Source organism: Gordonia pseudamarae, from assembly GCF_025273675.1.
GTDB lineage: Bacteria > Actinomycetota > Actinomycetes > Mycobacteriales > Mycobacteriaceae > Gordonia > Gordonia pseudamarae.
This window is the reverse complement of the sequence record NZ_CP045809.1, coordinates 1,561,773-1,575,874: the sequence shown is the minus strand read 5'-3', so window position 1 is coordinate 1,575,874 and position 14,102 is coordinate 1,561,773. Positions and strand designations below refer to the sequence as shown.

The window sequence follows — 14,102 nt, the reverse complement described above, 5'->3', positions numbered from 1 at the left end:
TACGTTCTGCAACAATGAATACCACTGGTGTCATAGTGGCGTTCCACCCCTCGCACAGTGCACCGTGCACCGGTGCGCACCGTACAACATTCCGTTAACAAACGGGGAATCTTTGGGCCTTTCGGTCCGATTCGAAGCCATATTGACTCGGTTTCTTTCACACATTTAGTGTTTTTTCATGCACCGGCCAGAACGGCCGGAGAGAACAAGGAGATGCAGCCATGCCTCAGCCCAATCACCTCCCCGGCCCCAACGCTGACATCTGGGATTGGCAGATGCATGGTCTGTGCAGAGGCGTGGATTCGTCGATGTTCTTTCACCCCGACGGTGAACGCGGCCGGGCCCGCGCACAGCGCGAACGGCGCGCCAAGGAGATGTGTCACCGTTGCCCGGTCATCGCGCAATGCCGCGAACATGCTCTCGCGGTGGCCGAGCCCTACGGCATCTGGGGCGGACTGAGCGAGTCCGAACGCAGCATCCTGATGAAGCGCGGTGTGGGCCGCCGCATCGCCTGACAATGACCTTAGTGAAGAAGGGGCACCCAACCAGGTGCCCCTTCTTCGTGTCACAGCCCGACCCCAACGGGCCGATGCCACCCACGACCACATAATTGGCCGCGCGGTCAGATCAGGCGCAGCGACCCGCGTCTGGACTGACAACACGCGAGCGAGCGGAGCGAGCCCCGCGTGTTGGAGGGAAGACGCGGGGCAAGCGGAGCCTGATCTGACCGCAAATCCAACTCAGTGCGCGTGGCCGTGGTGAGCGTGCGCACCGCTGTCGGCGGCCGGCTTGTCGGTGATGGCGGTCTCGGTGGTGAGGACCATACGTGCGACGGAGGCAGCGTTGACGACGGCCGAGCGGGTGACCTTGACCGGATCGATGATGCCGTCGGCGAGCAGGTCGCCGTAGGTCAGGGTGGCGGCGTTGAAGCCGTGGCCGCTCTCGGCCTCGGCGACCTTGGCCACGACGACGGCCCCGTCGAGTCCGGCATTGGTGGCGATCCAGTACAGGGGCGCCCGCAATGCGGTGGCAACCACCCGCACGCCGAGCGCCTCGTCGGTGGGCAGGGTGTCGGCGAGTCCGTCGAGGACCTTGGCCGCCTGCACGATCGCCGAGCCACCGCCGGGGATGATGCCTTCCTCCACGGCTGCCTTGGCGGCCGCGACGGCGTCCTCGACGCGGTGCTTGCGCTCCTTGAGCGCGGTTTCGGTGGCCGCGCCGACTCGGATCACGGCGATGCCGCCGGCGAGCTTGGCGAGCCGCTCCTGCAGCTTCTCGCGGTCCCAGTCCGAGTCGCTGTTCTCGATCTCGCGCTTGAGCTGTTCGACGCGGGCCGCGATCTCCTCGCTCGTGCCGGCGCCGTCGACCAGGGTGGTGTTGTCCTTGGTGATGACGGCGCGACGGACCGAACCGAGCAGTTCGAGGCCGGCATCGGCGAGGGTGACACCGATGTCGGTGGAGATGACGGTGCCGCCGGTGACGACGGCGAGGTCTTCGAGGAAGGCCTTGCGACGGTCGCCGAAGTAGGGCGCTTTGACGGCGACGGCGCGGATGGTCTTACGGATCGAGTTGACGACGAGGGTCGACAGCGGCTCACCTTCGACGTCCTCGGCGACGACCAGGACCGACTTGCCCGCGTTGACGACCTTCTCCAGGAGCGGCAGGAAATCGGGCAGGGAGCTGATCTTGTCGCGGTAGAGCAGCACCAGGGCGTCGTCGAGGATCGCCTCCTGGTTGTCGGGGTCGGTGACGAAGTACGGCGAGAGATAGCCCTTGTCGAACTGGACGCCCTCGGTGATGTCGAGTTCGGTGTTCAGTCCCGAACCTTCTTCGACGGTGACGACACCGTCGGCCCCGACGGTGGACATCGCTTTGCCGACCATCGTCCCGACCTCCTCGTCGCGCGAGGACACGGTGGCGACCTGGGCGATGGCGGTTTCGCCGTCGACGGGGGTTGCCACGCGCAGCAGTTCGGCGCTGATCGCGTCGGCGGCCTTGCCGATCCCGATGCCGAGGGCGATGGGGTTGGCGCCGGCGGTCACGTTGCGCAGGCCCGCGGTGACGATGGCCTGGGCCAGGACGGTGGCGGTGGTGGTGCCGTCGCCGGCGACGTCGTTGGTCTTGGTGGCAACGGACTTGACAAGCTGGGCGCCGAGATTCTCGCCCGGGTCGTCCAGGTCGATGTCGCGGGCGATGGTGACGCCGTCGTTGGTGACGGTCGGGCCGCCGAAGGCTTTCTCGAGTACGACATGCCGACCGCGGGGTCCGAGAGTGACCTTGACGGTGTCGGCGAGGGCGTTGATGCCGCGTTCGAGTGCCCGGCGAGCGGTGTCGTCGAATTCGATGTGCTTGGCCATGTGGTGCTTTCGGTTGTGAGGTGTTCGGGCCCTGTGATCTGGTGAGGGCCGCTCTGGGTGATCCGCTGTGGTGAGGGTGCGGAAAGCCATCCGCCCCGGGCCCTGGTGAGGGCGCCGGGGCGGTATGGCCAGATGGCGCGGGGACCGCGAGGTCTCCGCTGCGACGGGATCTAGCCGATCACGGCCAGCACGTCGCGCGCCGACAGGATCAGGTAGTCCTGACCCGAGTACTTGATCTCGGTGCCGCCGTACTTGCTGTAGATGACGGTGTCGCCCTCTTTGACGTCGACCGGGATGCGGTTCTCGCCCTCGTCGTCCCAGCGGCCGGGGCCGACCGCGATGACTTTGCCCTCTTGCGGCTTCTCCTTGGCGGTGTCCGGAATGACCAGACCCGAAGCGGTGGTCGTCTCGGCCTCGACTGCCTGCACCAGGATCTTGTCCTCAAGCGGCTTGATGTTCACGCTCGCCACGATGTGCGTCCTCAACTTTCGTACTGAGTATGTGATCGGTGTTCCGATACGTACGTGGGTGGCGCCCTGTTCCGATTGCCGCGTCGTCGCGGGTGCCGCGGCTTCGCACAGTGCCCTCTAGCACTCTATACATGCGAGTGCCAGCACTCAAGGTTCGAGGGCGCAAAAAGCCGGCCGGATGTGATCGCTCTGCGCGAACAGGCCGCGGTGCGGGCCATGCAAGCGGTTCAGCCGCCGACCACCGATCGCGCCAGCAGCCCGCGGGCGACGAACTCGGCGGTCAGCGCCGCGGCGATCGCGCTGACCGCGAGCAGCGCTATCAGCACGAACAACTGCATGGCGGCGGCCGCCGCCGGTGACGCGCCGCCGAGCACCATCCCGACGAACGAGCCGGGGATGGTGACCAGCCCGACCGACCGGGTCTGGTCGAGGGCGGGGATGAGCGCGGTGGCCGCGGCGGGACGGCAGATCTCCAGACGCGCCTCGCGGACGAGGAAGCCCAGTGACATCGCGGCCTCCACCTCGCCGAACCGTTCGGCGAGGCTGTCGAGGCAGTGCTTGCCCGCGAGCGAGGTGGTGTTCATCGCGGCCCCGAACATGATCCCGGCCGTCGGGATGATCGCCAGTCCGGTCATCGGCAGAACACCCGTGGCGACCAGCAGCGCCACGATCACCAGGGTCGGCAGCCCGACCGGGATGGCGCACAGGATCGTCGTGCGCATCGCCTCACGGCGAACCGCCGTCGCGGTGCGGGTGGCATTTCCCGCCGCCGCACCCGGTCCGGTCGCGCTTCCCGTCGCCGCGTGCGCCTCGGTGACCCTGCCCGCCGAAGTGCTAGAGGCGATCGCGGCCATGACGAGTACGAAAAGGATCGACGCCCACAGCACGTCGATGACGATGGTCACCACCAGTGCCAGCACACCCAGCTGCACTATCGCCCGCGCGACGGCGCGCACGGTGGCGGCGGCCAGCCGGCTGCCGCTGAGGTGGTTCACGAACGCGGCCAATGCGGTGAGCAGGACCAGCGCGACGGCCAGCCTCGGGCCGATGTGGATGATCGCGTCGTTGACCTCGCTCATCGCACGGGACCCGATCGCATGCGGGCCGTCATCGGCAGTAGGGAGATCGGGGTGTTCGCACTGTCTCCACCGTTTCTGTGGGGTGACGTCCGGCGGGCATCGGGACGGGACGTCGAATTCGGATCCCCGGCAACGGACCGGTGTTGCGGGGGTAACGCACAGGCAAACTGTAGTGTACGCGACGCCCAGAAATGTTTGGGTAGTGTTTACGACACTCGTGGGCTACTCTCATCGCGTGACCGAGTACCCCGCAGACTTCGTCCGGCGCTACCGCGACGCCGGCTATTGGACCGGCCAAACGCACTCCGCCCTGCTCGAGAGGACGGCGGCCGACCATGGTGACCGCGTGGCGGTCATCGATTCCCGCCGTCGGCTCACCTACGCAGAACTCCTCGCCGGCGCACGCGGATTGGCCCACGGACTCGTCGCCGCCGGACTGGACACCGGCGACCGGGTCGTGGTGCAGATGCCCAACGTCAGCGAATACCTGGAGGTGATCTTCGGGCTGTTCGACGCCGGACTCGTCCCCGTGTTCGCGCTCGCCTCACACTCGGCCGCCGATGTCGACGACCTGCTCACCCGCTCGCAGGCGCGGGCCTACATCACCGTCGATGCCTTCGGCGCGACCCGATTCGACGAGAACGCCGCCGCGATCGCGTCCGCCCACCCCGACACGACGGTGATCGTCGCCGTCCTCGGCTCCGGCGACGAACCCCGGGTCGGCGTCTCGCTCGATTCCCTGCGCACGGGTACGGCGACGTCTACGGGGCGGGCACCCGGCCCAGAGGCGCTCGCCTTCCTCCAGTTGTCGGGCGGCACCACCGGCTCCCCCAAACTGATCCCGCGCACCCACGACGACTACCTGTATTCGGTCCGGGAAAGCGCCGACATCTGTGGGTTGCATCCGGATTCGGTGTTCGGGGTGGTGCTGCCGGTGTCGCACAACTTCACGATGAGTTCACCGGGGGTCCTCGGCGCGATCCACGCCGGTTCGGCCATCGTGATGGTCGACTCCCCCGATCCCCACGCGGTGTTCGGCGCGGTGGCAGCCCATCGCATCACACATCTGTCGGCCGTCCCGCCGCTGGTCGCCGCGTGGATCGACTCCCCCGCGCGCGGCGAGCACGACATCTCCTCGCTGCAGGTGCTGCAGGTGGGCGGGGCCAAACTCTCGCGCAGTATCGCCGAGAAGGTGCCCGGCGCATTCGGTGTCACGCTGCAGCAGGTGTTCGGGATGGCCGAGGGCCTGGTCAACTACACCCGACTCGATGACGACCCGACCACCATTGTCTGCACCCAGGGCAGGCCGATCAGCCCCGACGACGAGATCCGTATCGTCGACGCCGACGGAAACGAGGTTCTCGACGGCACCCCGGGCAGCCTGCGCACCCGCGGGCCGTACACCATCCGCGGCTACTGGGGCGGGCAGGCGGCGGACTCGTTCACCCCCGACGGCTTCTACTGCACGGGCGACATCGTGGTGCGCGATGACCGCGGATACCTGCAGGTGGTCGGGCGTGACAAGGACCAGATCAACCGTGCGGGCGAGAAGATCGCCCCCGAGGAGGTCGAGAACCTGCTGCTGACGCATCCGGCCGTCCGCGACGCGTCGGTCGTCGGGGTCGCCGACGACCGCCTCGGCGAGCGGATCGTCGCCTACCTGATCGCCGCCGAATCGGGCCGGACGCCGATGCCCGACGAGTTCGGCATGCGCGCGTACCTGCGCGAACAGGGCCTGACCCCGTTCAAGGTGCCCGACCGGATCCTGGTCGTCGACGAGTTTCCGACGACGGCGGTGGGCAAGATCAGCAAGAACGCGCAGCGTGACGACCAGGGCGCACCGCCGCCCGCCGGGACAGCGGAGGCCGGCGGCGACGCCGCCGAGCGCGTGCGCGGGGACCTGGCCGGCAAGCTCGGGATCAGCCCGGCGGCACTGTCCGGTTCGATGGCCCTGGCCGACACCGGAATCGACTCGCTGCAACTGATGGCACTGCTCGACGCCTGGCGGGCGTCGGGAGCCCACGGTCTGGACTTCGAGGCGCTCGTGACCGCAGCGACCCTCGACGACCTCGTCGAGCAGGTCGTCGCCGCCAAGGCCTACGATGCCGACTGACGTGACCGTGCCCGGCGATGCGCCGCCGGAATCCCCGTCCACCGCCCGCGAGGACGCCCTCGGTGTGGTGTCGGCGTACGGGGGCAACCGCCGGAGCGGTGCCACCTACGCCCTGTGGTGGTTCGGGCTCGCCCTCGTGGTGGTGCTGCTGGCCTGGTTGAGCCTGTTCGTGGGTGCCCGGCCGGTGTCGGCCACCCAGGTGTGGGATGCGCTGTTCTCCTATGCCGGCAGCGCCGACCGCGACCAGGAGGTGGTGGTCGGCTACCGCATCCCGCGGGCACTGCTGGCGATCGTCGTGGGCGCCGCACTGGGCATGGCCGGCTCTCTCATCCAACGGTTGATGCGCAACCCGCTGGGCGACCCGCAGATCCTGGGCGTCAACGCCGGGGCGTCGTTCGCGGTGGCGATCGCTGTCGGGTTTCTGGGCCTGACCAGCATGTGGTCGTACATCTGGTTCGCCTTCGCCGGTGCGGTCGTCGCGATGGCCATCGTCTACGGGCTCGGTTCGGCGGGGCGCGGACGGATGACACCGGTCCGGGTCACGATGGCCGGGGTCGCGGTCACCGCGGTGCTCACCGGCGCGGTCCGCGGCATCGGACTGCTCAATCCCGACGCCTTCGACGCGCTGCGCATCTGGGAGGTCGGCTCGCTGGTCGGCCGCAACAACTCCGTCCTGCTGGCCGTCCTGCCGTTCATCGTGGTCGGCGGCATCCTCGCGATGGGACTGGCCCGGCCCCTCGACGCCATCTCGATGGGGGACGACCTGGCCACGGCGATGGGCGTCCCGGTGCGGCGCGTCCGCATCCTCACCATCATCGCGGTGGTGCTGTTGTGCGGCGCGGCGACGGCGGCGGCCGGCCCGATCGGGTTCGTCGGCCTGATGGTCCCGCACGCGGTCCGCATGATCGCCGGTGTCGGCGGCTGGTGGCTGACGGCGTTCTCGATGCTCGGTGGCGCCGCGCTGGTCCTGGTGTCCGATGTGGTCGGCAGGGTTCTGGTGCGGCCCGACGAGGTGCCGGTTGGGATCGTCACGGCTTTCGTCGGCGCACCCATTCTCGTGATTCTGGTTCGCAGACTGTCGTCAGGAACCGCTTGACTCCTCCCGTCCCTGAAGGAACGGGATTCCTGTTTCATCGGCAACCGCCCGAAAGGAGAACTCCTTTGAGGTCTTACATTGCCTCCGCAGGCGTTTTACCTCTCTGCCAGTCCGGCAGCGAGGATGTTGCGGGCCGCGTTCACGTCCCGGTCGTGGGTAACGCCGCATCGGCACTCCCACTCCCGGACGTTCAGCGGCAACTTCTCGTGCAAAGCTCCACAGCCCGAGCACACGCGGGTCGACGGATACCAGCGGTCCACAAGCAGCAGATCGCGGCCGTACCAGTCGGCCTTGTATTCGAGCATGGTGCGCAACTGCCGCCAACTCGCGTCCGAGATGCTTCGGGCCAGGGCGTGGTTGCCGAGCATGTTGCGTACCGTCAAGTCCTCGATGGCGATCGCTTGGTTCTCGCGGATCAGCCTCGTGGACAGTTTATGCAGGAAGTCGGTGCGCCGGTCAATGATCCGCGCATGGACGCGAGCCACCTTGCGGCGGGCCTTCTCCCGATTGTTCGACACCCTAGCCTTGCGCGACAGGGATCGTTGAGCCTTCGCCAACTTGCGCCGGTCGCGGCGCTCGTAGCGCGGATTGGTGACCTTCTCACCGGTCGACAACACCGCCAGGGACGTCAGGCCGACATCGACACCAACCGTGCTGTCGGTCGCCGGTGCGGGTTCGATGGTGTCCTCGGTGAGGATGGAGACGAACCAGCGGCCCGCCGAATCCTTGGACACGGTGACGGTGGACGGCTCGTCCGGCAGTTCCCGAGACCAGCGAATATCGAGCGGAGTCTTCATCTTCGCCAGGGTGAGTTGACCGCCGCGCCAGGTGAACGCCGACCGCGTGTACTCCGCCGATGCTTTCGACTTTTTGCGGGATTTGAACCTCGGGTAGCGGGCACGTTTGGCGAAAAAGTTCGAGAACGCCGCCTGCTGGTGCCGCAGCGATTGTTGCAGCGGCACGCTCGACACCTCGTTCAAGAACGCGAGGTCGTCGGTCTTCTTCCAGCCGGTCAGCGCGGCCGACAACTGAATGTAGGTCGTCTTGCGGCTCTCGGTGGCGTACACCCTCGTGCGCTCGTCCAGGGCCTTGTTCCAGACCAGGCGGACACACCCGAACGTGCGCCCCAGCTCCGCACCCTGTTCGCGAGTCGGGTAGAAGCGGTACTTGAACGCCCGCTTCACCGTTTTCGCCATAGCTCACACACTACCGTATCCTTCTGTAAGGAAGGGGGAAGGCGTTTCCTCCCGGCCGTGAACGACCGGGTTTCCACGCCTGAACCCCGATGACATCGACACGCAAGGCCGAACAAGGCCGCACTTTCGACGTACAGCATTCGGGCACAATAGATTTCGGACGTCCGGTGATCCGGTGGCGCATCGGCGGTCTGTCCGGGCGATGGGACCGCCGCGAGGTGGTCGTCGGGACCGTCGCCGCGGTGGCCACCGTCGTCATGGCGATCGTCGCGCTCGGGGCCGGCGACCTCACCGTTTCCCCGGTCGGGGTTGTCAAAGCCCTGCTGGGCACCGGCGATCCGGCCGCCGAACTCGCCATCCGCGAGTGGCAGGCACCCCGGGTGCTGGCCGCACTGGCGTTCGGTGCGGCACTCGCCCTCTCCGGTGCGATCTTCCAGCTGCTGACGCGCAATCCGCTCGGCAGCCCGGACATCATCGGTTTCGGTGTCGGTTCGTACACCGGCGCACTGGTGGTGACCCTGCTGTTCTCGGGTGGCTACCTGGCCACCGCCGGCGGCGCACTGGTGGGCGGAATCGCCACCGCCGCGGTCGTTTACGCACTCGCCTTTCAACAGGGCGTGGGCGGTTTCCGCCTCGTGATCTGCGGTGTGGCCATCAGTTCCATGCTCGCGGCGGTCAACTATTGGCTGATCCTGCGGGCGGAACTGTCCGAGGCGATGTCGGCGGCCCAGTGGGGCGCCGGAACATTGGAGACCATCACCTGGCAGATGACCACACCCGCGCTGTGTGTGATCGCCGTCCTGATGGTCGGGGTGGGCGCACTGTCCCGTCGGCACCCCGTCTTCGAGCTGGGCCCGGAGTTCGGGCGGACACTCGGCGCCGACTCGCGGTTGTCGCGGATCGGTCTGCCGGTCCTCGGCGTGGCACTGACGGCCGCCGCCACCGCGGTGGCCGGCCCGATCGCGTTCATCTCGTTGTCGGCCCCGCATATCGCCCGGCGGCTCGTCGGCGGCGGACGCACCCCGCTGACGGTCACCGCCCTGCTGGGCTCGCTGCTGTTGATCGTCAGCGATATCGTTGCCGCACGAGCTTTTTCACCGCGAGTACTGCCGGTCGGCGTGGTCACGGTCTGCCTCGGCGGAATCTACCTCTGTTACCTTCTGTACCGCGAGATGAGACAGGAACAATGACCGCTATCTCCACCAGGCTCGGCGCCGCCGATCTCACCCTCGGTTACGGCGAGAAGGCCATCGCCCGCAACCTCACCGTCGACATCCCCGACAACAGGTTCACGGTGATCATCGGCCCGAACGCCTGCGGCAAGTCCACGCTGCTGCGCGCGTTGTCGCGCCTGCTCGCACCCACCGCAGGCTCTGTCGTCCTGGACGGCAAGTCGATCGAGAAGTACTCGACCAAAGAGGTGGCCAAGATCCTGGGGCTGCTGCCCCAGACCTCGATTCCGCCCGAGGACATCAGGGTGGCCGAACTCGTCTCACGGGGCCGGTATCCGCATCAGCGGTTTCTGCGTCAGTGGTCACAGGCCGACGAGGACGCGGTGACCGCGGCGATGGAGGCCACGGGTGTCGCCCACCTGGCCGGTGAACGGGTCGACCGGCTCTCGGGCGGGCAACGACAGCGCGTGTGGGTGGCTCTGGTCCTCGCGCAGGAAACCCCGCTGGTACTGCTCGATGAACCGACGACCTACCTGGACATAGCTTTTCAGGTCGAGTTGCTCGACCTGTGCCGTCGGCTCCAGCGCGAGGAGAACCGGACGGTGGTCGCCGTTCTGCACGACCTGAACCAGGCCTGCCGCTACGCCGACCACATCATCGCGATGCGAGGCGGTGAGGTGATCGCCGCGGGCGCACCGGCACAGGTGGTGACCGCCGACCTGGTGGCCGATGTCTTCGGGCTGGCCTGCCGCATCATCGCCGATCCCGAGTCGAATTCTCCACTGATCATCCCGATCTGGCAGGACGCCTAGACCGGCGATCACCACAAGAAAGGGCACCCTTACCCATGCCTGTGAACCCTGCTAAGGTCCGATCCATGAATTCACGACGAATCCGACAAGTTTGCTACGTGGGTGCTCCGGTTGTCGCCGGGCTCGTCGTGGCGGCAACCCTGGCCTCGCCCGCCTCCGCGGCCCCGGCAAGCGCCAAGCTCGCCTCGGGGTGGTCGTACTCGCAGACATCGATTCCCGCGGGTGTCACCGACGGCGCCGAGTTGGCGATCGATCAGAAGCGTCGCAAGATCTTCGTCACCGATGCCGACGACTTCAACTACAAGGACCCAAATACCGGACAGGTCCTGCCCTACCCGCATCTGCTGGATCCCAAGGTGTCGGTGCTCAGCACCGACACCCGCAAGGTGCTGCGCTCGATCAGCTACAACAATCTGCCCACCTCGTCGGTCGAGGCCAGCAAGTCCGTCCCGGTGAAGATACCGATGAAGCAGGTGCCCTTCGGCCTCGCGCTCGACACCAGGAGCGGGCGTGTGATCACCACCAACGCCGAGACGAACCGGGCCACGGTCGTCAGCATGAACGCACGAAGTGCGGCGCCGAGTGACATGGTCAACACCAAGCTGTCCCATCCGATGGGAGTTGCCGCCGACTCGGCCACCGGACGCGCATACATCGCCAACCTGGACTTCAACGCGGTGATCGTGGTCGATACCGCCACCCGTCGCGAGATCGCCCAGATCAAGGACATCTACAGTCCGTCGTTCATCGCGGTCGACTCCGCCCGCCACCGGCTGTACGTCGGAAACGCCGACATCAAGACCAAGAAGACGCACTACGTAGCCGTGGTGGACAGCCGCACCAACAAGGTCATCAAGAAGATCCCCACCGCGGCCAACTCGCGGCCGGCCGTCGACGCGGCCACCGGCAAGATCTATGCCGCCAGCTTCGCCACCGGCGAGGTCGCGGTGATCGATCCCGACTCGCTGACCGTGACCACGCGCATCCAGACCGGCACCACTCCCAACAAGATCGCCATCGACTCCAAGCGCCGCGTGGCGTACACGGCGAACCTGTTCAAGAAGAGCTTCACCGTTATCGATCTGAAGACCGACGCCGTTATCGGGACCATCCCCGCCGGTGTCAGCGTGCATACGCTCGCCGTCGACGAACGCACCGGAACCGTGTTCTCCACGCAGTTCCAGTCCCCGAAGATGACCGTTCTGTCGGTCAAGCGCGGTTAGGTTCCCACACACACCCGAAATACCCACCACACCACCGAGATCCCGGCTCACCGGGGTGTCGGTGGTGTGGCATATTCTCACCCATGCACCCCCTATGTAGTCACTACTACAGTGGGTTTACATAGGGTAGTGTTCACGACATGTCGTTCGCCTCTCTGGTATCCGAGCAACTCGCCGGACTGACTCCCGCAGAAGCGCGGGTGGCGATGTTCATGGCCGACCATCCACACAGCGTGGGCCATCTGTCCGCCGCCCGACTCGCCGAAGCCGCCGATGCCAGTGACGCCACTGTCATCCGCACGGTGCGCAAACTCGGATTCAACGGTCTGGCCGCGCTCCGCGAGTCGCTGGCCACCGAGTTGTCGCTGTCCGGGCGCTTGGAAGCCTCGCTGAGCGCCGGGCACCAGGTCGGCACGATGCGGCTGATCGCCGAACGCACCGACGCGGTCATTGCGCTGCCCGGGCGGATCAACGAGGAGCCCCTGCTCAAGGCCGTCGACATCGCGGGCAGGGCCAGGCGCGTGTGTATCGTCGGTTTCGGTCCGGCGGGCTTCCTCGCCGGCTACGCCGCCCACCAATTCCGGCGCGCCGGGGTGCCGGCCACCGCGATGACCTCCACCGGACAGGGGTTCGCCGACGAACTGAGCCGGCTCACCGAGGGCGATGCGGTGCTGGCGCTGGCCTACGACCGCACCCGTGAGGTCGACGTCCTCCTCGATCAGGCGGTCACGTTCGCGATCCCGGTCATCCAGCTCACCGAGGACGCGCTGACCGCCGATCCGCGCGCCACGCTGGCGCTGGGGGTGGGCCGCGGCGAACCGACGCACTCACCCACCCACGCGCCGACCATCATCGTCCTGGAGTCCCTGGTGCTGGCCGTGGCGGCCCGGCACGTCAAACGGGCCGATCAGGCCACAAGGCTGCTGGCCGATCTGCGCTCCCGCCTGGCCACCGCCCCCGAATCCGGCACGCAGGAATCCGCTGACCAGGAGTCCGGCACACACGAGTCCGGCACCCGGAAGTCCGGTGACGCATGAACGCGCTGTTCGAGCTGAGCGGCCTCACTGTGGCCCGCGACGACGCCCGGCTGCTCGACGACGTCACCGTGGCGATACCGGACACCGGGGTCACCGCCGTGATCGGGGCGTCGGGATCGGGCAAGTCGACCCTGCTGCGGTGCTGCAACCTGCTCGAATCGCCCACCGCCGGGCGGATCGCCTACCGCGGCACCGACCTCGCCGAGGGCGACCCGCGCGCTCTGCGCAGAAGGGTCGCGATGGTGTTCCAGAAGCCGACGGTGTTCCCCGGCACCGTCATCGACAATCTGCGGGCGGCCGATCCGCAGCTGACCCCCGACGGCGCCGGCGAGCTCCTGTCCCGCGTCGGCCTGTCCGCCGACGCGCTCGACCGAGTCGCCGATACGATGTCCGGCGGCGAGGCGCAGCGGCTGTGCCTGGCGCGTGCACTGGCCACCGAACCCGAGGTGCTGCTCGCCGACGAGGCCACCTCGGCGCTCGATGAGACCTCGACAGCGGTACTCGAGACCCTCGCCACGCGGCTCGCCGCCACCGGCACACCCGTCGTGTGGGTGACCCACCACATGGGTCAGATGAACCGGATCGCCGACCACGTGATCCAGCTCGACCACGGGCGGCTGGTCTACGCCGGCGAGGTGAGCGGACTGCCCGCCGACGACGGGCCCGGCGCCAAGGAACTCACCCCCGGGAAGTTCCACCGAGATAACAAGGAGGACAGCTGATGTCCGGGGCCACCGTCGGCTGGCTGGGGCTGGCCGCCTCGCTGATCTTCGTCGCCGCCTCATTGGGGATCACCGCCCAACAACGTCTATCCCTGAATCGTCCCATTGTCATGGCCGTGGGGCGTTCGCTCATTCAGATGCTTATCGTGGGCGCGGCACTGGTCCCCATTGTCGACCCCGGCACACCACTGATCTGGTCATGGCTGTGGGTGGCCGGAATCATCGGATTCTCCACATTTACCATTACTCGACGGGCGCCACAGGTTCCGGGTTTGTTATCGGTGGCATTCGTCGCCAATATCACCATTGCCGTGGTCAGTCTTGCCATTATTTTCGGATTTCAGATATTCGAGGTCGACGGACGGTCGATCGTGCCGGTCGCCGGGATGGTCATCGGCAATTCGATGAAGTCGGCGGTGGTCGCCGCGAGTCGGGTCGCCGAATCGGTTTCGGAGAACCGCGCCGAGATCGAGGCCGGTCTGGCACTGGGGATGAGTGTTCCGCATGCATCTCGACGTCTAGTGAGATCTGCTCTGCGAACCGCAATTTCGCCGCAGGTTGAGCAGACCGCCGCGCTCGGTATCGTGTTTCTTCCGGGCGCCATGACGGGTTTGATCCTGGCCGGGGTGGACCCACTCGAGGCGGTCCGGACCCAGCTGGCATTGATGTACGTGATCTTGGCAGGTGTGGTGATCGCCGCGGTGATCACCGGCATGGGCACCTTGTACCGGCTGACCACACCGCAGCAGACAGTCGTGCGTCTGCACCGCGAGGTGCGGTCCTGAAAGAGGCAAAGTACTGAAATAGACTGTCCCCGGCTACTTT

Annotated in this window: 13 protein-coding genes; 9 read left to right on the top strand and 4 right to left on the bottom strand. The window is 67.0% G+C overall.

Features of this window, described 5'->3' with window-relative positions:
* Window positions 1-221 precede the first annotated feature (221 nt).
* Window positions 222-515, top strand: coding sequence for a WhiB family transcriptional regulator (locus GII31_RS07030; protein ID WP_213248057.1), 294 nt, complete (start codon window positions 222-224; stop codon window positions 513-515).
* A 225-nt stretch (window positions 516-740) separates the two neighbouring features.
* Here the strand turns inward: GII31_RS07030 and groL are convergent, their stop codons facing one another.
* From groL to GII31_RS07015, 3 genes are all read right to left on the bottom strand, one after another.
* Window positions 741-2,357 (bottom strand): chaperonin GroEL, encoded by a 1,617-nt coding sequence (groL, locus tag GII31_RS07025; protein WP_213248055.1) that lies wholly within the window; start codon window positions 2,355-2,357, stop codon window positions 741-743.
* Window positions 2,358-2,527: 170 nt separating this feature from the next.
* Entirely contained in the window at window positions 2,528-2,827 is a 300-nt protein-coding gene (gene groES, locus GII31_RS07020; RefSeq protein WP_213248053.1) for a co-chaperone GroES, read from the bottom strand.
* Between the two features lie 227 nt (window positions 2,828-3,054).
* Window positions 3,055-3,906 (bottom strand): ABC transporter permease, encoded by an 852-nt coding sequence (locus tag GII31_RS07015; RefSeq protein ID WP_213248051.1) that lies wholly within the window; start codon window positions 3,904-3,906, stop codon window positions 3,055-3,057.
* A gap of 235 nt (window positions 3,907-4,141) precedes the next feature.
* On the opposite strand from GII31_RS07015, the gene GII31_RS07010 reads away from it, so the two are divergent.
* Window positions 4,142-6,019, top strand: a complete 1,878-nt coding sequence (locus GII31_RS07010) for a (2,3-dihydroxybenzoyl)adenylate synthase (protein WP_246222143.1) — start codon at window positions 4,142-4,144, stop codon at window positions 6,017-6,019.
* Window positions 6,009-7,115 carry a FecCD family ABC transporter permease gene (locus tag GII31_RS07005; RefSeq protein ID WP_213248049.1) on the top strand — a complete coding sequence of 369 codons (1,107 nt, stop codon included), beginning with the start codon at window positions 6,009-6,011 and terminating at the stop codon, window positions 7,113-7,115. The genes GII31_RS07010 and GII31_RS07005 overlap by 11 nt, the downstream gene beginning before the upstream one ends.
* A 95-nt stretch (window positions 7,116-7,210) precedes the next feature.
* On the opposite strand, the gene GII31_RS07000 is transcribed toward GII31_RS07005, so the two are convergent.
* Complete coding sequence (locus GII31_RS07000) at window positions 7,211-8,311, bottom strand: RNA-guided endonuclease InsQ/TnpB family protein (RefSeq protein WP_213248047.1); 1,101 nt, start codon at window positions 8,309-8,311, stop codon at window positions 7,211-7,213.
* 89 nt (window positions 8,312-8,400) lie between these two features.
* Here GII31_RS07000 and GII31_RS06995 point away from each other — a divergent pair, with 89 nt between their 5' ends.
* The 6 genes from GII31_RS06995 to GII31_RS06970 all read left to right on the top strand — a co-directional run bounded on the left by GII31_RS06995 (window position 8,401) and on the right by GII31_RS06970 (window position 14,062).
* The gene (locus GII31_RS06995) at window positions 8,401-9,501 is read left to right on the top strand and encodes a FecCD family ABC transporter permease (protein WP_260840359.1); all 1,101 of its coding nucleotides are present in this window, start codon (window positions 8,401-8,403) and stop codon (window positions 9,499-9,501) included.
* 59 nt (window positions 9,502-9,560) lie between these two features.
* Window positions 9,561-10,295: an ABC transporter ATP-binding protein gene (locus tag GII31_RS06990; RefSeq protein WP_246222266.1), complete on the top strand. Its 735-nt coding sequence runs from the start codon at window positions 9,561-9,563 to the stop codon at window positions 10,293-10,295.
* Between the two features lie 98 nt (window positions 10,296-10,393).
* Window positions 10,394-11,518 (top strand): YncE family protein, encoded by a 1,125-nt coding sequence (locus tag GII31_RS06985; RefSeq protein WP_213248041.1) that lies wholly within the window; start codon window positions 10,394-10,396, stop codon window positions 11,516-11,518.
* 140 nt (window positions 11,519-11,658) lie between these two features.
* On the top strand, window positions 11,659-12,555 hold the full coding sequence (locus GII31_RS06980) for a MurR/RpiR family transcriptional regulator (RefSeq protein ID WP_260840358.1): 897 nt from the start codon (window positions 11,659-11,661) through the stop codon (window positions 12,553-12,555).
* Window positions 12,552-13,277, top strand: coding sequence for an ABC transporter ATP-binding protein (locus GII31_RS06975; RefSeq protein ID WP_213248037.1), 726 nt, complete (start codon window positions 12,552-12,554; stop codon window positions 13,275-13,277). Before GII31_RS06980 ends, GII31_RS06975 begins: the two co-directional genes overlap by 4 nt.
* Window positions 13,277-14,062, top strand: a complete 786-nt coding sequence (locus tag GII31_RS06970; RefSeq protein ID WP_213248030.1) for an ABC transporter permease — start codon at window positions 13,277-13,279, stop codon at window positions 14,060-14,062. Before GII31_RS06975 ends, GII31_RS06970 begins: the two co-directional genes overlap by 1 nt.
* Window positions 14,063-14,102 lie beyond the last annotated feature (40 nt).